We start from the raw sequence: 17,555 nt of genomic DNA, 5'->3' as shown, positions 1-17,555 counted from the left end.
CATCCGCCGAAAACGGGGAGCGACGTCGAGACGGACCGGGCCGGTGCGGTAGCCCGAGGTCGCGTTGACCCCGGGTAACCATCGACCCAGGTCTGTGATTTGCAGTTAACATTGGATGTCTTGCATCCGTCAATCCCTTGCTGCGAGGTTTTGCCGGCAGCCTGCTGCCGGAGAGCGCGCGCATACATCGGACGTATCGTCTGCCGTGCCGTGCCGTGCCGTGCCGTCGTGCGGCAGGCGGCCCGCCCCGGACCAGGGGAGAGTGGTCCGGGGCGGGCCGGGGGTGACGAGACGGGTCAGCGGCGCCGGGGCACCCAGTAGAGGAGCTGCCCGGCGATCAGCGCGGGATGCGTGTCGGGCAGCGCTCGCAGCGCGCGGGCAAGGTGCGCGGCGAGGTACATCATCAGTCCCACCCGGTCACCCCGGAAGCCGACCAGCAGGGCAAGGCGGGCCGGCGCGCACGGCCACGGGTCGCGGCAGGTCCGACACTGGTACGTCGTCGCCGGGCTGTGCCGGCCGGCCGGGTAGCGTCGCGGGTTCCGGCGCATGTGCCGGTACCAGCGCTCCTGCGGCCCGATCACGGCTCACACCAGAGCGCTGGTGCCGCGCCCGGACCGCTGCTGCCGTACCGGCGTCGCGGCGGCCGCCCGGTTGGTCCGTCGGGCGTGCAGGGGTGCGTCCCAGCCGTGGCGGCGGTTGGTCGCCCTGGTGCGGGCCGGCGGCGCGGGTACGGCCGGCTGGGCCGGCTCGGGCGTCGCCGCCCGGACGGCGGCCCGATAGTCGGCGCGGGAGAGTGGCGGTGGTGGCGCCGGCTGACAGGGCATCGGAGTCAGTTCGACCGAGTCGGGACAACGCCACCGGTAGCCGCACCGGCAATACCGCCAGAGCCGGCGCCAGTTTCGGCGGTGATAGGGCCGGAATCCGCACCAGAGTTTCATGATGATGCCTTTCGTCGGCGGAATTGGACGGGGGTGACGCCAGGCTCCGAACCTCGGCGCCACCCCCGTGGGCACCCACCCGAATTGGAAGGTCACGGGGGCGGGCAAGTGCCCGGATTCCACCCTGGACCCTGGCCCCAGCAGGGCGGAAGATGCTGGTCGGGCACGGGAACCCAGCAGGCAGAACAGCGAACATGACCATCGGCGCCGAAGCGAATTGGGGGACGTGAGAGCCTATGTCCGCGAGCGAATATCTGGTAAAGGACCTACGCCGTACGCGCGAGTTGCTCGGCCTGACCCAGGAGGCGTGGGGAGATCGAATCCACTTTTCCGCCAAGCACGTCGGCGCGGTAGAGCGAGGCGAGCGGCCGGCGCTCCCGGACTATCTTGGGGCGGTCGATCGCGCCTTCGGAACCACGTTCATGCAGTTCTACCGGATGTTCGTGAAGGAGGAGCTGGTCCCGGTCTGGTACCGACCGTTCAACGAGCACGAGCAGCAGGCAAGCCTCCTCAGGGTCTACCAACCGCTGCTGGTCCCTGGCCTCCTGCAAACCGAGGCATATGCTCGGGCCATCCTGGCCGGCTTCCGCATCCATCCAGACTCCATAGATGCCATCGTGGCGACCCGGCTCGGTCGACAGGAGATCCTCTACCGCCGGCCCGACCCCTGCCAGTTGGTCGCGGTGATCGACGAGGGTGTCCTGCACCGCCGCGTCGGGGACGCGGAGGTCATGCGCGACCAGTTGAAGGCCCTGGTGGCGGCGTGCGAGCATCCCAACGTCCGGGTGCAGGTCGTCCCGTTCGAGGCCGGCGCCTATGTGGGGCTGGACGGGCCGCTGGTGGTCGCGACGGTGGACGGCCGGTCGGTTGGGTTCCTGGAAGGGCACCTGAAGGGTCGCGTGGTCGAGAGCCCGGATGCCACGACGGACCTTGAGGGCGCCTGGGAGGCAATCCGGGACTACGCTCTACCCGGTAACCAAAGCCTAGACCTGATCACGAGGACGACTGAGAAATGGACGTGAACACCGCCCCGAACTGGCACAAGTCGTCACGCAGCGAGAGTGGACAGTGCGTCGAGGTGGCCGACAATCTCCCCGGCCGTGTCCTCGTGCGCGACAGCAAGGACCGGCAGGGACCGGTCCTGACGTTCGGCCCCCGACAGTGGCGCGGATTCGTGGAAGGGCTCTCAAGATTCTTGGAGAATTAGGGCTTGTAGCGAACCACAGATCTCCAAGAATCTTGAGGCTTGGCACGGCAGTTCACTGCGCTGCGGTCCGGTCGAGGAGGAACAGTGCGGTGGCGTCGATGACGTCGTCGAAGTGCCTGCCGTTGTCGGGGTAGTGGAACCCGTGTCCGGCCTGGTCGTATTCAAGGAGCGTGCACTCGTTGCCGGCGCGCACCATCGCGTCCCGGAACCGCCGCACGGAGTCGATCGGCTCGACCTCGTCGCGGGTACCGTGGTGGATCTGCATCGGCGGATTCCCCGGCCGCACGAACTCGATCAGCGAGTACTCGGTCAATCTGCCCGCCGCGACACCGACCTGCTGTTCGAGGCGGCGCTGCACCTCCGGCTCGAAGGAGCGCAGATTCGATCCCGCAGGATTGAAGCCGACCACGGCCGCGATGCCGGGCTCCGGCGCCGTGCCGGACGCCTCCGGGGTCATCGCCGCAAGGATCGCGAGATGAGCACCGGCTGAGCTGCCACCCGAGGCCAGCCGCGGCGCTTCGAGCCCGCGCGACGCCGCCAGCCGGCGGAACTGCTCGACCGCGCGCCGAACGTCGGCGATGCAGTCGTCGATGCTGACCGCGCCACGACCGAGCAGCCGATAACCGGCTGACACCGCGAGGATTCCGCGTGCCGCCAATTTCCGGCAGTGCGGGGCGAGCCCGTCGGCCGAGCCCGCCCGCAGGGCGCCGCCATGGAACAGCACGATGCCGGCACGCGGCTGTGTGCCGTCGCCCGGCTCGAAGACCAGCAGGGGCAGCTCCCGGCCGTCGGCGGCCCGATAGAGCATCGAGGACCCGCGACGGCCGGTCGTCATGAACGACGTCAGCCAACCCGGACGGGCAGGGCGGCCAGCCCACGGAAGACCGGGAAGGGGAGCCAGCTCAGCTCCTCCGGAGCGCACGCGAGGCGCAGGTCGGGGAAGCGGCGCAGCAGCGTACCGATTGCGACGGATCCTTCCATCCGCGCGAGTGCGGCGCCCAGGCAGCGGTGCAGACCGTGCCCGAAGGCCAGGTGCCGGTCGTCGCCGCGCGTGATGTCCAGCCGGTCGGGTTCGGCGAACCGGCGCGGGTCGCGGTTGGCCGCCGCGATCCCGACGATCACGATGCTGCCAGCCGGAACAGCGGTGTCACCGATGGTGAAGTCCTGCACGGCGTAGCTCGGCGAGGAACGCGCGGTGGGGCCGTCAAAGCGCAGCAGCTCCTCGATCGCGCCGGGCAGCAGCTCCGGCCGCTCGCGCAGCGTGGCCAACTGGTCAGGATGCCGGAGCAGGGCCGCCATGCCGTTGCCGATGAGGTTGGTCGTCGGTTCGTGGCCGGCGAAGAGCAGTTGCTGGGTGAGGGCGACCAGTTCCGCCTCGGTGAGCTGGTCGCCGTCGTCGCTCGCCGCGAGCAGCGCGGTCAGCAGGTCGCCCTGCCCACCGGTACGGGCCTGGTCACGCTTGTGCGCCACCAGACCGATGACGTACTCCCGCAGCAGTCGGCGTCCCTCCTGCCTGGACATCGGGGCGTCGGTCACGAACGGCGGGTGCATCGCCGCGATGGTCCAGGCCCGGAACCGGCCATGGTCGATCGACGGCACCCCGAGCAGTTCGGCGATGACGGTGAGGGACAACGGGTACGCGTAATCTTCGATCAGGTCTGCGGTCTTCCGCTCGGCGACGGCGTCGAGCAGGCCATCGGCGATCTGTTGGGTCCGCTCCCGCAGCTCGGCCACCCGTCGGGTCGTGAACGCCCGCCCCACCAGCGCCCGCAGCCTGGTGTGCTCCGGCGGGTCGGTGGTGTGCAGGTCGAACGTCGCCTCGCCCGGCTCACCGCTGACCACCCCGGCCGCGCGCAGGGCATCCCAGGCGCGTCGCGGATCCTTCGACAGCCGGCCGTCGGCGAACGCCGCCCGCGCCTCGGCATACCTCGTGACCAGCCAGTATTCCAGGCCGTTCGGGTTGCGAAGCCGCTGTACCGGCGCCTGCTCACGCAGCCGCGCGTACGCCGGGTGCGGATCGGCGAAGAACTCGGGCGTGTACATCGCGTGGTCCGCTGTCACCTGCACCGCCCCCTCGGCACCCCGTCGCTCGTCCTGCCGCCCGAACCGCACCGAACCGCGCCGGACCCGCCCGCCCGCCGCAGCCCGGTCCGCAGCCCGGCGATTGCCTCGACGTCCGCGATCGAAGGCTACCTCCACCGGGAGGGTCGCCAGGCCCCTGCGGTGCCGACACCTCGGGCCGGCGTTGTCGAAGGCTCGACGGAGGCGATAGCCGGCAGTGGGACGCCGGGGCAGCGGACGTGGCAGTCCTGGAATTCGGTGCGCGATGGTGGCGCGGGTTTGTAGGCTCGCCGAGCGCCGGTAACGACGGGGGTGCGGCTTGTTCTGTCAGATGGGGACGCTCCGGTGAGCGGCACGCCGGATCTCGGTCCCGTGCCGCAGCGCATCGCCGTCGACGCCGAGCAGGTACGTCGGCTCGTCGCCGACCAGTTTCCCCGGTGGGCCGATCTCCCGGTCTGGCCGGTGGCCGAAGGCGGCTGGGACAACTGGACCTTCCACCTGGGCTCCCGCCGGTCGGTGCGGCTGCCCAGCGCATCCGAATACGCCCTGGCGGTGGCGAAGGAACACCGCTGGCTACCGGAGCTCGCCCCTCGGCTCCCGCTGCCCATTCCGGTACCACTGGCGAAAGGGGAGCCGGGCCGAGGCTACCCGTACTCGTGGTCGATCTACCCGTGGTTGGACGGTGAGCCTGCCCGCGCGGACCGCATCGCCGACCCCGTTCGGTTCGCCGTCGACCTGGCCGAGTTCCTGGCTGCCCTGCGCGACGTCGACCCCACCGACGGTCCCCGGCCCGGCCTGCACAACTGGTTCCGCGGCGGCACGCTGCGCACCTACGATGGGCGCGCGCAGCACGCGCTCACGGCACTCGACGGCCATGTCGACGTCGAGCTGGCCGGCGAGATCTGGAAGAGCGCGCTGGACGCTCGCTGGGACGGTGTGCCGAGCTGGTTCCACGGTGACGTCGCCGAGGGAAATCTCCTGCTCAACGACGGCGAATTGGCGGCCGTCATCGACTTCGGGACGTGCGGCGTCGGCGACCCGGCCTGTGACCTGGCCGTCGCATGGACGCTGCTGACCGCCGACGGCCGGCAGGCGTTCCGGGAGCGACTCTCCGTCGACGACGCGACCTGGGCGCGCGGGCGCGGCTGGGCACTCTGGAAGACGCTCGTCACCTGCTCCCAGACCCTGGGCGAGGCCGACGAGTCGGCCGCCGGAAACGCACGGCGCGTCCTCGGCGAGATCTTCTCCGAGTACGCCGCCGGTGCCGTCGCCACGTCAGGATCACGTTCTGCGTTAATCGCGTCGCGTGCCGATCGTCGCGGGGGCTAGCCTGGCGCGGTGAGTTCAGGGGATGACCTTCACGGCGGATGTGTCGAGCCGGTGGTACGGCAGGAACGGGCCGAAGATCACGAGGCCGTGCGGGACCTTCACGCCCGGGCGTTCGGCGACGGCGACCGGGTTCCTGCGCTGGTCGATGCGCTCCGCGCCGGTCGGGCATCGCTCGCGCCGCTGTCGCTGGTCGCAACCGTCGCCGGGCAGGTGGTCGGGCATGTGCTGCTCAGTGCCTGCCGGTTGGACGCCCTGCCCCGGCTCGTGGACGTGTACTCGCTGTCGCCCCTCGGCGTGCTGCCGGAGCACCAGCGTCGGGGGATCGGTACTCGGCTCGTGGCGCACGCCCTCGCGGAAGCCGACAGTCGGGGCGTCCCGCTGGTGTTCCTGGAGGGCTCGCCGCTCTACTACGGCAAGCGCGGCTTCGCCGACGCCACGAAGCTGGGCTTCCGTCCGCCGACACTGCGCTACACGCCCGGCGTCTTTCAGGTCGCCAAACTGTCCTCGTACGAGGAATGGATGACCGGCACCTTCGTCTACTCCGATGCCTTCTGGGCCTTCGATTGCGTGGGCGGGCGGGGCGCAGACGCGCGGTCATAACGAGGTCGACGGGTGAATTCCGGCTGACCGCACACCCACAATGCGGAGTACGCGGAATGCGGCGCCTCGTGCACGGCCCGCCCGGGGTTGAATGTCGGTAGTACGCTCGGGCGGCGAAGGAACCGAGCGGATTAACCGCATGATTCTACTCGGGTGACTACGGCCATCGGCGATGGCGGCCGGATCGAGATGAGGGTGCCATGGGGCAGCGGCGGGCAGGTCGGCGCAACAGGTCGACGAAGCCAGGTTCCACGGCGACCCGGGAGGCCGCCCCGCCGCCACGGCCCCGCACCCGCGCTGCGGCCACACGCGACTCCGACGAGCCCGGGGCGCCGTACCGGTCGATGATGGAACGCGCGGCACAACCCGGCCCGGCGCTGGCGATTCTCCTGCTCGTGGGGCTCTTCGCGGCAGGCTGGCTCGCCCCGAGGTACGTCGCCGACCCCACGGCCGTGCAGGGTTCGGCGCGTTACGTGGTCGCCGCGGGATTGGCCGTCGTGGCATTTCTGGCGTTCTCCACTTTGAACCTGGTGGCCTATTGTCTGATCGTCGCGAGACGGTCGGAGCCGACGAAGAGGTTTGTCGCGGCGGTCGGAAACCGTGCCGCTATCGGCGCGATTCTGGGTACTCTGCTGGGCCTGCGCATGGCGACGATGATGGCGGACCGAACGGCGGGCGGCACCGTTACGGAAGGCATCACCTTCCTGGAGTTCGAGAGCAACCTGAGCAATACGATCACGCTGGCGACCCTGGCCCTGATCGGGACCGCGTGGCCATATTGCTGGGGTCCGGTCAAGACCTCGATGGCCGCCTTTGCCTCGAAGCCACCGCTCCAGGCGCACTCCGGCAGGGTGGGATCCGCGCTCGGGGCGGTCCTGCTGCTGAGCACCCACTTCCTGGGATTCGGGGTGGCGTTGTCCGTCTATCGAGGTGTCGCCTACCCGTAGCCGCCTGCCCACGTCCGGTCCCCGGTAACCCCGAGGATCGGCCCGAACCGACCCGGCATGCGCGCGATCAGCCGAGCGCTATGGCCCGCTGCGCGTCGTCGGCCGAGTCGAAGAAGGCGCAGCTCGGCCAGGGCGGTAGTTCCGCCGTTCCGCTCCAGGTCAGGTGAACCAGTGCCCACCGGTCGCCGACCCTGAGCAGTACGTCGTCGGTGGCATCGGAGCGTCCGACGACGGTGAAGGCCACCCCGTACAGCGGATGCCCCCGCGATGTCTCCTGGACCAGTTCCGTACTGATCTCCTGGACCTGCCGTTGCTCGGAATCGCCGGGTCCCCGCAGATCCCACCAGGGGTCGACCAGGACCACATCGTCAAGCACGTCGATATCTTGACATGTCGACCGCCGGCGGACGTGCCGTACCCGTCACTCTCGGTGCCGCCCGCGATCCGCGCCCCAGGAGTGGCGGTCGATGGATGTGGCGATGATGATGAGCGGATGTCGACTCCGACCCGGCCGTCGCCCCCGCGCCGCCGACCGGGCACGGTGCGGGTGGTCACCCAGAACGTCTGGGGGTGGTACTACTTCACCGAGGCGGGGATCGGCCGGGCCGCGCCGGCCGAGGAGTGGCCCGCGCCGTGGCGTGCCCGTCAGGCGGTGCTGGCCGGTGGGTTCGGTGAGCTGGATCCGGACGTGGTCGCGTTCCAGGAGGTGATCGCGGATCCCCGCTACGACCAGGTGGTCGAGTTGCTGGGCGCGGGTTACCACGTCGCGCACGCCGGCCGGCGGGAGGCCGACGGCTCGGGGGCCTCGATCGCGAGTCGCTGGCCGATCGGCGAGGTACGCGAGGTCGATCTTCAGGTGAGCACCCGCACGGCCGAGTTCCCGGCGGTGGCCCTGGTCGCCGAGATCCGGGCGCCGGAGCCGATCGGGCCGCTGCTGCTGGTCAACCACAACCCGAACTGGGAGCTGTCGTTCGAACGCGAGCGGGAACTCCAGGCCGTGGTCACCGCGCGGGCGGTCGAGGGCATCGGCGGCGTCGACGACCGGCATGTGGTGCTCGCCGGTGACTTCAACGCCGTACCGGAGGCGGCCAGCATGCAGTTCTGGGCCGGGCTGCGCTCGCTCGACGGTGTCAGCGTCTGCTACCGGGACGCCTGGCACGAGGCTCGGCCGGCGGAGCCCGGCCACACGATGACCCCGGCGAATCGGGTGGTCGCCGAGGGCACCTGGCCGCAGGAGCGCGGCCGGCGGATCGACTACCTCTTCGTCCGCTGCGTCCACCACGGGCCGACCCTGGACGTGCTCGACTGCCGTCAGGTCTTCTCGGAGCCCGTCGAGGACGTCTGGGCCAGCGACCACTTCGGCGTCGTCGCGGATCTCGGGATCCCGAGCAGGACACCCGCCACCCGCTACTGACCGGCCCGGCGGTGGCCGGTTGTCTCCGGGGACGTGGCCTTGGCGTACGTCGCCGCACCGGAACCCGCTCCGGATCGGACGTCTGCGTGCGTCGTCCGAGCCGGCCGACCTGCCGCGGAGTCCCGGGCGCGGAGGTCGGCCGGTCGGCGGGACGTCAGCCGGCGGTGCAGGACCTGACCTGTGGTCGGGCGCTGGAGTTGCCGTTCGTCATGGTGGTGAAGCCGAAGCTGTTGCCGCTGCCGTTGGAGCGCATCGTCAACACGGTGTTGTTGCTGCTCAGGCTGGCGCTGCCGCTCCAGGTGGTGCTGATCGACTGTGGTGAGGTGACGGCGACGACGACGGTCCAGTTGCTGGTGCCGCTGACGGTGACCGTGGTGTTGTACCGGTCGCCCCAGACGGTACCGGCGGTGGTCGAGGCGGTGCAGCCGCCGCTGCCGGGCGGTGGGGTCGTGGGGTTGCCGCCGGGCGGCGGGGTGGTCGGGTTGCCGCCGGGGTTGCCGTCCGGGGCCACCGCGCGGCCGGTGGACGGCGAGATCATGCCGGGGCAGAGGTTGCGGCTGGTGAGGTTGGACATGATCTGCGGGATCGCGTCGCGGGTGTTCTGGATTCCGTCGTGCATCAGGATGACCTGGCCGGCCTGGAGTCGGCTGGCGTTGGAGACGATCTGACTGACGCTGGCGCCGTTCCAGTCCTGGGAGTCGACGTCCCAGATCACCTGTCGCATCCCGAGCGACGAGGCGACGGACTGGAGGGTGCCGTTCGTCTCCCCGTACGGCGGCCGGAAGAGCTGCGGCCGGACGCCGGTCGCCGACTGGATCGCCGAACTCGTCTGGGACAGGTCGGACTGCATCTGGCTCTGGCTCATCGAGGTCATGTGGGCGTGGTTCCAGCTGTGGTTCGCGACCCACATGCCGGCCGAGACCTGCGCCTGGGCCGCCGACCGGTTGTTCTGGACGTTCTGCCCGACGTTGAACATCGTGGCCCGTACGCCGTTGTTGCGCAGCACGGAGAGCAGCGCGCTGGTGCTGCCGGTCGGCCCGTCGTCGAAGGTGAGTCCGACGTAACCGTTGCAGGCGGCGGCGCTGGACGGAGACCCCACGACGGCGACGGCGACACCGCCGGTCGCCACGGTGGTGGCGACGACGGCGAGCCGGACGAGGTGGCCGAGCCAGCCCCGGGTGGTCGGTGGCCGGGGCTTGGCGAGTTTGCCGAACATGCGGGTCTCCTTCTCGCAGGTGGTGGGTGCCGGCGGTGTCGGCCGTCCGGGCCGGGGCAGGGACAGCAGTCGTACGGTCCGGGCGGGTGGCGGTGGGCGGGAACGCCGCCGCAGACCTGAGCGGGTGCGTCGCATCGACCGCGATAGATCAAAGTATCGCAGCGTAAATTCAGGAACGTCAATAAGTTCCGGAAGCTTTCCGGACGTCGCGCGGGTGGTCGCCATCCTGCTGGCGACACTGACGCGCGCCGCCGTCGCCGACGCGCCGCTTCGTCCGAACCGGGGTGACGCGGCGGCGGCCCGCGGCTCAGACGTTTCCGGAACGCTGCCGGGGCCTGGGCGGCCGCGTCGCTCGGCTGTCGCCGCGGCCCGGGTGATGACCGTCGCGCCGTTTCCGGCCGGGCGGCGGGTACGCGCCCATCTTCCGGAACTTCTCCGATATGAGACCTCGTTGGAGTGCCGGTTGCCTCTCGCCAACCGGTCGTCCGCCTGTGCCCGGGGCAACCGGCGGCTCGCTACTCGCCGACGAGTGTGGACGACGCGTCGCGGCCGGCCGGCGGTCCCACCTCGGGGTGGGGTGCTGGGCCGGTCTTCCGTGCCGGGAAGGGTCAGCACGCGCGGCTCGGTACGGCTCTCGGAAGTTTCCGAAACATGTCTTGAACTTTTCAGGTCCGTCTGCGAGTCTTTGCCGGTCGATAGACAGTTACTGTGACGTTCGACGGATCGGATGATGGCCGTTGATGGCTGCGAGCCGGCCGTCGGACCGACACCTGTCGACGGGAGGGGACAGCGGCCCTCGTGTCCAGGGCGGACAACCGAGACCACTGTTCCCGTTCGCCCCGAGGGAGCCTCGGCTGGGCGCACTGGGCAGAGAGGACAGGTAGATGAGGGCAGGCAAGCTACTGACTCTGTCGGTAGTCCTGGCGACGGGCGTCCTGGGAACGGTCGCCTGTGGTTCCGGGGACTCGGAGGGTGCCGGGGGCAGCGGCGGCAACGTCACGATGACCTTCTGGCACAACGCCACGACCGGGCCGGGCAAGACCTTCTGGGAGAAGACCGTCGCCGACTTCCAGGCGGCCAACCCCAAGGTCAAGATCCAGCTCCAGTCGATCCAGAACGAGGACCTGGACGGCAAGCTCCAGACCGCGTTGAACTCCGGCGACGCCCCCGACGTGTTCATGCAGCGCGGCGGCGGCAAGATGGCCGCGATGGTCAAGGCCGGCCAGCTGATGGACATCACGGACGGGATCAGCGACGCCACCCGGAAGGTGGTCTCGGAGGGGTCGTTCAAGGCCCAGACGATCGACGGCAAGGTCTACGCGATGCCGGTCGCGGTGCTGCCCGGCGGCTTCTTCTACAGCAGGGACCTCTTCGCCAAGGCCGGTATCACCCAGACGCCGACCACGCTGGCCGACCTCCAAGCGGCCGTCGAGAAGCTGAAGGCCTCCGGTACCCAGCCGATCGCCCTCGGCGGCAAGGACGCCTGGCCGGCCGCCTTCTACTACTACTTCTTCGCGCTGCGCGAGTGCAGCACCGCCACGCTCACCGAGACCGCCAAGAGCATGAACTTCGACGACCCCTGCTGGCTGAAGGCCGGTCAGGACGTACAGGCCTTCGCCGCCACCCAGCCCTTCAACAACGGCTTCCTGACGACCTCGGCGCAGCAGGGCGCGGGCAGCTCGGCCGGACTGCTCGCCAACCACAGGGCGGCGATGGAACTCATGGGTGCCTGGAACCCGGGTGTCATCGGCTCCCTGACCCCGGACAAGAAGCCGCTGCCGGACCTGGACTGGTTCCCGTTCCCCAGCATCGAGGGCGGCGCGGGCGAGCCCGGCGCGATCCTCGGCGGCGTCGACGGCTACTCCTGCTCCGCGAAGGCGCCGAAGGCGGAGTGCACCGCCTTCCTCAACTTCATGCTCCAGACCCCCGTCCAGGAGGCGTACTACAAGGCGTTCCAGGCGCCGCCGGTGAACAGCGAGGCGCAGCGCGCGGTGACCGAGACGCACCTGAAGTCGGTGCTGGAGGCGTACAACAAAGCGCCGTTCGTCTCGCAGTGGCTGGACACCGTCTACGGGCAAAACGTCGGCAACGCGCTCAACACCGCCGTCGTGAACCTGCTGGCCGGCAAGGGCAGCCCCGAGGAGATCGTCAGCGCGGTCAAGACCGCCGCGAAGAGGGCCTGAAGACCCGTACATGTTCGACACAGACCGCGAGAGCGTGCAGCTCGCGCAGGACCGGCCGGCGGGTCTGACGACGGTCGGGGGTGACGCGCCCGTCGCGTCGCCCCCGACCCGGCGCCGTGCCCGCAAGGGCATCGGCTGGCCCGCCCGGCTGGAGATCGCGCTGATGACGGGCCCGACGCTGCTCGTCTTCCTCTCCTTCGTCATCCTCCCCGTCGCCATGGCCGGGTACTACGGCTTCTTCAGCTGGCAGGGGTACGGTCCGCCGACCGAGTTCGTCGGGCTCCGCAACTACCTGCTCGTCTTCCAGGACGGCACGTTCGTCGACGCGTTGCGGCACAACGCCGTGATCGTCGTACTGTCCCTGGTGCTCCAGGGGCCGGCCGCCGTGCTGCTCGCGCTGCTGCTGAACCGGAAGATGCGCGGGCAGACCCTGATCCGGGTACTCGTCTTCGTCCCGTACGTGATCTCCGAGGTGGTGGTCGGCACCGGCTGGAGCCTGATGCTCCAGGGCAGCGGCGCCGTCAACGCCTACCTGGAGCGGCTCGGGCTGGGCTGGTTGCAGAGCGACTGGCTCTCCGACCCGGAGAAGGCGATCTGGACCCTGATGGGGATCCTGACCTGGAAGTACATCGGCTTCGCCGTGATCCTCTTCCTCGCCGGGTTGCAGGGCATCCCGGACGAGCTGGTCGAGGCCGCCTCGATCGACGGGGCCTCCTACTGGCAGATCCAGCGCCGGATCACGCTGCCGCTGCTCGGGCCGACGATCCGGATCTGGGCCTTCCTGTCGATGATCGGTGCCCTGCAACTCTTCGACCTCGTCTACATCATCTGGGGCCAGTACGTCGCCGCCACGGCCGGGACCTCGACGATGGCGACGTACATGGTGGCCAACGGCCGCAACGCCGGGGAGTACGGGTACGGCAACGCCGTGGCCGTGGTCCTGTTCTTCGTCTCCCTCGTCGCGGCGCTGGTCTACCAGCGGTTCGTCCTGCGCCGTGACACCGAGGGTGCGATCACCGGAGGGAGACGCTGATGGCCGCGACCGCGGTAGCCGTGCGCAGGCCGGTGCGGGGCGGCCGGAAGCTGCCCTGGGGAAGCCCGGCGGTGTACTTCGTCGCGCTGCTGCTCATCGGGGTGATGCTGGCCCCGATCGGCTACATCGTGCTCGGTGGCTTCCGCACCAACGCGGCGATCACCACCGACCCGGCGGGCTGGCCGAGCCCGTGGGAGACCGGGAACTACCTCGACGTGCTGACCGGCGGCGTGTTCTGGCAACAGGTGCTCAACTCGACCATCGTCGCCGGGTTCACCACCGCGGGCGTGGTCACGCTCGGCCTGATGACGAGCTTCGTCCTGGCCCGCTACCGGTTCCGGGGCCGGGGCGCGATGTACTCGCTCTTCGCGGCCGGGCTGATGTTCCCGCTCACCGTGGCGATCACCCCGCTCTACATCCTGGTCCGGACCCTCGGGCTGATGAACACGCTGCCCGGGGTGATCCTTCCGCAGATCGGGTTCGCCATCCCGATGACGATCATCATCCTGGTCCCGTTCGTGCGGGCGATCCCGGACGAGATCCAGGAGGCGGCGTCGATCGACGGATGCGGCCGACTCGGCTTCTTCTGGCGGATGGTGCTGCCGCTCTCCATGCCGGGAGTCGTCACGGTGGCCATCCTGACCTTCATCTCAAGCTGGAACAGCTACCTGTTGCCGCTCTTCATCCTCAACCGGGAGGAGACCTTCACGCTGCCGCTCGGCGTGCAGGCGTTCGCGTCGCAGTACTCGGTCGACACGGCGAAGGTCCTGGCGTTCACCTCCCTGTCGATGCTCCCGGCGCTGCTGTTCTTCAGCCTGTTCCAGCGCCGGATCGTCGGAGGGCTGACCGGCGCCGTGAAGGGCTGACCCGGGACGGCTCAGCGGCGCGGGGTCAGGTAGCCACGGGAGAAGGCGGTGGCGACCGCCGCCGCCCGGTCGTTGACGCCGAGTTTGGCGTACACGTGCAGCAGGTGGGTCTTCACCGTCGCCTCGCTGATGAAGAGCTGCCGGGCCGCCTCCCGGTTGGTCGACCCCTGGGCGATCAGCTCCAGCACCTCCAGCTCGCGCTGGGAGAGCGGCTCCGAGGCGGGCTGGCGGATCTGACCCATCAGCCGGGTCGCGACGGCGGGGGAGAGGACCGCCTGTCCGCGCGCGGCAGCCTCGACCGCCCGGAACAGCTCCTCCCTCGGCGCGTCCTTCAACAGGTACCCGGTGGCGCCCGCCTCGATCGCGGGCAGCACGTCGCTGTCGGTGTCGTAGGTGGTGAGCACCAGGATCCGGGCCGGCACCCCACGGCTGGCCAGTTCCTTGATCGCGGTGACCCCGTCGGTCCTCGGCATCCGCAGGTCCATCAGGATCACGTCGGGCCGGAGCCTCTCCCCGGCGGTGATGGCCTCGGCGCCGTCACCGGCCTCGCCGAGCACCTCGAAGCGCGGGTCGGCGCTGAACATGCCCCGCAACCCGTCCCGCACCACCGGGTGGTCGTCGACGATGAGCAGCGAGATCACTGCGCACCTCCGGCGGGAATGGCCGGCACGGCCGCCGAGATCGCCGTGCCGCCACCCGGCTCCGACTCGATGTCCAACCGGCCCGCGAGGCGCTGCACCCGCTGCCGCATCCCGGCGAGCCCGAACCCGCCGTTGTGGGAACCGTTGGCCCGCTTGACCCCGGGCTCGAAGCCGACCCCGTCGTCGCGTACGTCGAGCGTCACCAGATCCTCCATGTAGGACAGGGTCAGGCCGACCCGGCTGGCCCGGGCGTGTTTCGCCACGTTCGCCAGCGCCTCCTGCGCGGTACGCAACAGGGCCACCTCCACGTCGGTGTGCATCGGCCGGGCGTCGCCGGTGGTGGTGAGTACCGTCTCGATGTGGTGCGCCTCCGCCCAGCGCCGCGCCACGTCGTTGATCGCGTCCGGGAGCCGGGCCTCGGCCAGCATCGTCGGCTCCACCGCGTGCACCGACCGGCGGGCCTCGGTGAGGCTCTCCCGGGCCAGGTTCATCGCGTTCGTCACGTGCCGGCGGGACGTCGCCGGGTCGTCGGTCTGCTCGGCGGCCTGGAGCTGGGTGAGGATGCCGGCGAGTCCCTGGGCGAGGGTGTCGTGGATCTCCCGGGCCATCCGCTGCCGCTCGTCCAGCACCCCCGCCTCGCGCGCCTGCACCAGCAGTTGGGCGTGCAGGCCGGCGTTCTCCTCCAGCGCCGCCTCCAGCTTGGTGTTCGCCTCGTGCAGCTCGGTCAGCGCCTGCCGCTGCTTGTGGTTGCGCTGGTCGGCCAGCTCGGCGAAGTAGAAGAACACCCCGGCCAGCACGATGCAGATCACGCTGACGGAGATCCCCTCCCACCACTCCCCGGCGACGATCTCGGCGGCCCCGCCCAGGTAACCGATCGCCGAGACGACCGCCGTGGCGGCGACGCCGGCGTAGCGCCAGCGGCCCTTGAGGTAGAGGAACGCCTGGGGGTAGCCGACGAAGGCGAAGAGCGCGAAGAAGGGCGCGATCGCCACCAGGCCGGCGGCCAGCACCATCAGCCCGGCGTAGTAGAGGCCCATCAGCGGACCCCTCTGGTGCCACTCCGGGTGCAGGGTGTGGAAGCAGAGCAACCAGAGCGTGGCCGCGAACGTCAGCCCGAGCACGGCCGGGACGTGCACCGGCGTGTCCCAGGTCGGTTGCAGCAGCGTGACCAGGACACTGGCCGCCAGGAGGAGGTACGGCAGCACGTTGAAGAGCGCCACCTCCCGGCGTTCCCAGCGGTCGAACTCGGCGCGCAGCTCCGCCTCGATGCTCACGACCTACTCCCAGCGGAAGTACCGCGCGGCCAGCCCACCGGCCACGATCGTCCACCCCAGCATGACAGCCAGGTGCAGCGGCTGCGGCCAGTGCCCGGCCGTCGCGTCCTGCAACGCCTGCACACCCGCGCCGAGCGGGGTGAGGTCGCTGATCGTCCGCAGTACGTCGTTCATGCTGTCGCGGGGGATCCAGAGGCCGGCGAAGAAGACGATCGGGAAGAACAGCACGGTCCCGATCGCGCCGGCACTCTTGCCGCTCGGGGCGAGCGCGGCGACGAGCAGGCCGATCGCGAACATCGCCAACGCGGCCAGCAGGTAGCCCAGCAGGTAGGCCGGGAGCTGCCGGGGCAGGCGTACCTCGAACGCCAGCCGGCCGACCGCCAGGACCACCACCATCGTTGCCACCGACAGGATCGTCGACATCAGCAACTGCGCGCCGAGCATCATCGCCGGCTTCACCGGGGTGGTCCGCATGCGTCGCAGCACACCCTTCTCCCGATAGCTGGCGAAGAGCTGGGAGAGGCCGTTGAGCGCGAACATCGCGAGGGCCAGCGCGACGACGATCGGCACGTACAGGTCGATCACCCGCAGGCCGCCGAGGGACTGGTCGGGTTCCCGGAACGCCGGGATCGCCCCGAAGATGCCGAGCAGGATCGGCGGGAAGGCGAGCGCGAAGAACACGATCATCGGCTCGCGGAAGAAGAGTCGGGTCTCGGTGGCGGTGAGCCGGTACAGGGCGGACATGGCAGTCTCCTCAGGCGTCGACGGGTCGGCCGGTGAGCGCGACGAAGGCGTCCTCCAGCGAGGTCTGCTCGACCCGCAGGTCGGCGGCGACGACCTGGTTGCGGGCGAGCACGGTGGTCACCGCGAGCAGCAGGTTTCCGGTACCGGTCACCACGAGCTGGCTGCCGGCCCGCTCCACCGACGTCACCTCGGGCAGCGCGGTCAGTACGGCGTGGTCCAGCGGCACCGACGGGCGGAACCGGATGCGCTGCCGGTCGTCGACCCTGGCGACCAGCCCGGCCGGAGAGTCGAGCGCGACGAGCCGACCCGAGTCGATCACGGCCAGCCGGTCACAGAGCCGCTCCGCCTCCTCCATGAAGTGCGTGACCAGCAGGATCGTCACGCCCCGGTCGCGGATGTCCTCGATCAGGTCCCAGGTGTCCCGGCGCGCCTGCGGGTCCAGGCCGGTGGTCAACTCGTCGAGTACCGCCACCTTCGGGTTGCCGACCAGCGCGAGCGCGATCGACAACCGCTGCTTCTGCCCGCCGGAGAGCCGCCGGAACTGCGTACCGAGCCTGCCGGTGAGCCGCAGGGTGTCGACCAGGTCCCGCCAGTCGGCCGGCTCCCGATAGAAGGAGCTGAACAGTCGCATCGCCTCGCCGACCGTGAGCTTGTCCGGCAGCTCGCTCTCCTGGAGCTGTGCGCCGAGCAGTTGCCGGAGTTCTCCGGTGTCCCGCTGCGGGTCGATGCCGCAGACCCGGATGCTGCCGGCGTCCGGGGTACGTAACCCCTCGACGCACTCGACGGTCGTGGTCTTACCCGCCCCGTTCGGTCCCAGGATGCCGAAGATCTCGCCCGGCTCGACGGCGAAGCTGACCCCGTCCACCACCGTCTGCTCGCCGTAGCGTTTGACGAGGCCGTCTACCTCGATGATTGTCATACCGGAAGCGTGCCGTCCGCGCCCCGGCGCCGAATCGACCACGCAGCCACCGCTGCCGCCGGCCCCGACGGGTGCCCCGGTCAACCGATCGGTGGATGCCCGGCCCGTCGTCGGGTCGACGTCCAGTCGGCGTCCAATCTGCGTTCAGTCCGCACTGGGAGCTTGTCCGAAAACCACACCAGC

The 17,555-nt window shown here is 70.1% G+C and carries 19 protein-coding genes; 9 read left to right on the top strand and 10 right to left on the bottom strand.

The genetic code is table 11. The features are described 5' to 3' along the window. Positions 1 to 296: 296 nt before the first annotated feature. Together C6W10_RS20900 and C6W10_RS20895 are read right to left on the bottom strand one after the other, a co-directional pair. Complete coding sequence (locus C6W10_RS20900) at positions 297 to 581, bottom strand: hypothetical protein (RefSeq protein ID WP_107259777.1); 285 nt, start codon at positions 579 to 581, stop codon at positions 297 to 299. 3 nt (positions 582 to 584) lie between these two features. Further along, entirely contained in the window at positions 585 to 824 is a 240-nt protein-coding gene (locus tag C6W10_RS20895; protein WP_107259775.1) for a hypothetical protein, read from the bottom strand. A gap of 350 nt (positions 825 to 1,174) precedes the next feature. On the opposite strand from C6W10_RS20895, the gene C6W10_RS20890 reads away from it, so the two are divergent. Continuing rightward, positions 1,175 to 1,960: a helix-turn-helix transcriptional regulator gene (locus tag C6W10_RS20890; RefSeq protein ID WP_107259774.1), complete on the top strand. Its 786-nt coding sequence runs from the start codon at positions 1,175 to 1,177 to the stop codon at positions 1,958 to 1,960. Continuing rightward, complete coding sequence (locus C6W10_RS20885; RefSeq protein ID WP_107259772.1) at positions 1,951 to 2,145, top strand: DUF397 domain-containing protein; 195 nt, start codon at positions 1,951 to 1,953, stop codon at positions 2,143 to 2,145. Before C6W10_RS20890 ends, C6W10_RS20885 begins: the two co-directional genes overlap by 10 nt. Positions 2,146 to 2,197: 52 nt before the next feature. On the opposite strand, the gene C6W10_RS20880 is transcribed toward C6W10_RS20885, so the two are convergent. Further along, a complete protein-coding gene (locus tag C6W10_RS20880; protein ID WP_107259770.1) occupies positions 2,198 to 2,980 on the bottom strand; it encodes an alpha/beta hydrolase in 783 nt (260 codons plus the stop codon). 8 nt (positions 2,981 to 2,988) lie between these two features. Then, positions 2,989 to 4,206, bottom strand: coding sequence for a cytochrome P450 (locus C6W10_RS20875; RefSeq protein WP_199853705.1), 1,218 nt, complete (start codon positions 4,204 to 4,206; stop codon positions 2,989 to 2,991). Between the two features lie 345 nt (positions 4,207 to 4,551). Between C6W10_RS20875 and C6W10_RS20870 the strand changes: the two genes are divergently transcribed. From C6W10_RS20870 to C6W10_RS20860, 3 genes are all read left to right on the top strand, one after another. Continuing rightward, positions 4,552 to 5,535, top strand: coding sequence for an aminoglycoside phosphotransferase family protein (locus tag C6W10_RS20870; protein WP_107259768.1), 984 nt, complete (start codon positions 4,552 to 4,554; stop codon positions 5,533 to 5,535). Between the two features lie 9 nt (positions 5,536 to 5,544). Next, entirely contained in the window at positions 5,545 to 6,135 is a 591-nt protein-coding gene (locus tag C6W10_RS20865) for a GNAT family N-acetyltransferase (protein ID WP_234361361.1), read from the top strand. 344 nt (positions 6,136 to 6,479) lie between these two features. Next, complete coding sequence (locus tag C6W10_RS20860) at positions 6,480 to 7,082, top strand: hypothetical protein (protein WP_107259764.1); 603 nt, start codon at positions 6,480 to 6,482, stop codon at positions 7,080 to 7,082. Positions 7,083 to 7,149: 67 nt separating this feature from the next. Here C6W10_RS20860 and C6W10_RS20855 read toward each other — a convergent pair whose 3' ends face one another. Beyond that, positions 7,150 to 7,458: a hypothetical protein gene (locus C6W10_RS20855; protein WP_107259762.1), complete on the bottom strand. Its 309-nt coding sequence runs from the start codon at positions 7,456 to 7,458 to the stop codon at positions 7,150 to 7,152. A 117-nt stretch (positions 7,459 to 7,575) separates the two neighbouring features. Between C6W10_RS20855 and C6W10_RS20850 the strand changes: the two genes are divergently transcribed. Then, on the top strand, positions 7,576 to 8,496 hold the full coding sequence (locus tag C6W10_RS20850) for an endonuclease/exonuclease/phosphatase family protein (protein WP_107259760.1): 921 nt from the start codon (positions 7,576 to 7,578) through the stop codon (positions 8,494 to 8,496). A gap of 154 nt (positions 8,497 to 8,650) precedes the next feature. Here C6W10_RS20850 and C6W10_RS20845 read toward each other — a convergent pair whose 3' ends face one another. Continuing rightward, positions 8,651 to 9,712 carry a polysaccharide deacetylase family protein gene (locus tag C6W10_RS20845; protein WP_107259758.1) on the bottom strand — a complete coding sequence of 354 codons (1,062 nt, stop codon included), beginning with the start codon at positions 9,710 to 9,712 and terminating at the stop codon, positions 8,651 to 8,653. Positions 9,713 to 10,596: 884 nt separating this feature from the next. Here C6W10_RS20845 and C6W10_RS20840 point away from each other — a divergent pair. Genes C6W10_RS20840 through C6W10_RS20830 form a run of 3 tightly spaced genes read left to right on the top strand, consistent with a single transcriptional unit; the run spans position 10,597 to position 13,794 of the window. Next, the gene (locus C6W10_RS20840; protein WP_107259756.1) at positions 10,597 to 11,895 is read left to right on the top strand and encodes an ABC transporter substrate-binding protein; all 1,299 of its coding nucleotides are present in this window, start codon (positions 10,597 to 10,599) and stop codon (positions 11,893 to 11,895) included. A gap of 10 nt (positions 11,896 to 11,905) precedes the next feature. Beyond that, positions 11,906 to 12,928 carry a carbohydrate ABC transporter permease gene (locus C6W10_RS20835; RefSeq protein WP_107259755.1) on the top strand — a complete coding sequence of 341 codons (1,023 nt, stop codon included), beginning with the start codon at positions 11,906 to 11,908 and terminating at the stop codon, positions 12,926 to 12,928. Beyond that, positions 12,928 to 13,794, top strand: coding sequence for a carbohydrate ABC transporter permease (locus C6W10_RS20830; protein WP_107259753.1), 867 nt, complete (start codon positions 12,928 to 12,930; stop codon positions 13,792 to 13,794). The genes C6W10_RS20835 and C6W10_RS20830 overlap by 1 nt, the downstream gene beginning before the upstream one ends. Positions 13,795 to 13,805: 11 nt before the next feature. Here C6W10_RS20830 and C6W10_RS20825 read toward each other — a convergent pair whose 3' ends face one another. Genes C6W10_RS20825 through C6W10_RS20810 form a run of 4 tightly spaced genes read right to left on the bottom strand, consistent with a single transcriptional unit; the run spans position 13,806 to position 17,372 of the window. After that, on the bottom strand, positions 13,806 to 14,435 hold the full coding sequence (locus C6W10_RS20825; RefSeq protein WP_107259751.1) for a response regulator transcription factor: 630 nt from the start codon (positions 14,433 to 14,435) through the stop codon (positions 13,806 to 13,808). Beyond that, the gene (locus C6W10_RS20820; RefSeq protein WP_107259749.1) at positions 14,432 to 15,709 is read right to left on the bottom strand and encodes a sensor histidine kinase; all 1,278 of its coding nucleotides are present in this window, start codon (positions 15,707 to 15,709) and stop codon (positions 14,432 to 14,434) included. Before C6W10_RS20820 ends, C6W10_RS20825 begins: the two co-directional genes overlap by 4 nt. A gap of 3 nt (positions 15,710 to 15,712) precedes the next feature. Continuing rightward, the gene (locus C6W10_RS20815) at positions 15,713 to 16,453 is read right to left on the bottom strand and encodes an ABC transporter permease (RefSeq protein ID WP_107259747.1); all 741 of its coding nucleotides are present in this window, start codon (positions 16,451 to 16,453) and stop codon (positions 15,713 to 15,715) included. Positions 16,454 to 16,463: 10 nt separating this feature from the next. After that, a complete protein-coding gene (locus C6W10_RS20810) occupies positions 16,464 to 17,372 on the bottom strand; it encodes an ABC transporter ATP-binding protein (RefSeq protein WP_107259745.1) in 909 nt (302 codons plus the stop codon). Positions 17,373 to 17,555 lie beyond the last annotated feature (183 nt).

The organism is Plantactinospora sp. BB1 (assembly GCF_003030385.1).
GTDB lineage: Bacteria > Actinomycetota > Actinomycetes > Mycobacteriales > Micromonosporaceae > Plantactinospora.
Note: the sequence above shows the minus strand (reverse complement) of the source record. Positions and strands in the feature narration are given on the sequence as shown.

Bases quoted from the DNA above. Each gene is read 5' to 3' on its own strand.
- C6W10_RS20830 (WP_107259753.1), top strand. From the start codon at position 12,928: ATGGCCGCGACCGCGGTAGCCGTGCGCAGGCCGGTGCGGGGCGGCCGG.
- C6W10_RS20840 (WP_107259756.1), top strand. From the start codon at position 10,597: ATGAGGGCAGGCAAGCTACTGACTCTGTCGGTAGTCCTGGCGACGGGC.
- C6W10_RS20895 (WP_107259775.1), bottom strand. From the start codon at position 824: ATGCCCTGTCAGCCGGCGCCACCACCGCCACTCTCCCGCGCCGACTAT.
- C6W10_RS20835 (WP_107259755.1), top strand. From the start codon at position 11,906: ATGTTCGACACAGACCGCGAGAGCGTGCAGCTCGCGCAGGACCGGCCG.
- C6W10_RS20845 (WP_107259758.1), bottom strand. From the start codon at position 9,712: ATGTTCGGCAAACTCGCCAAGCCCCGGCCACCGACCACCCGGGGCTGG.
- C6W10_RS20810 (WP_107259745.1), bottom strand. From the start codon at position 17,372: ATGACAATCATCGAGGTAGACGGCCTCGTCAAACGCTACGGCGAGCAG.
- C6W10_RS20850 (WP_107259760.1), top strand. From the start codon at position 7,576: ATGTCGACTCCGACCCGGCCGTCGCCCCCGCGCCGCCGACCGGGCACG.
- C6W10_RS20885 (WP_107259772.1), top strand. From the start codon at position 1,951: ATGGACGTGAACACCGCCCCGAACTGGCACAAGTCGTCACGCAGCGAG.
- C6W10_RS20880 (WP_107259770.1), bottom strand. From the start codon at position 2,980: ATGACGACCGGCCGTCGCGGGTCCTCGATGCTCTATCGGGCCGCCGAC.
- C6W10_RS20815 (WP_107259747.1), bottom strand. From the start codon at position 16,453: ATGTCCGCCCTGTACCGGCTCACCGCCACCGAGACCCGACTCTTCTTC.
- C6W10_RS20860 (WP_107259764.1), top strand. From the start codon at position 6,480: ATGATGGAACGCGCGGCACAACCCGGCCCGGCGCTGGCGATTCTCCTG.
- C6W10_RS20890 (WP_107259774.1), top strand. From the start codon at position 1,175: ATGTCCGCGAGCGAATATCTGGTAAAGGACCTACGCCGTACGCGCGAG.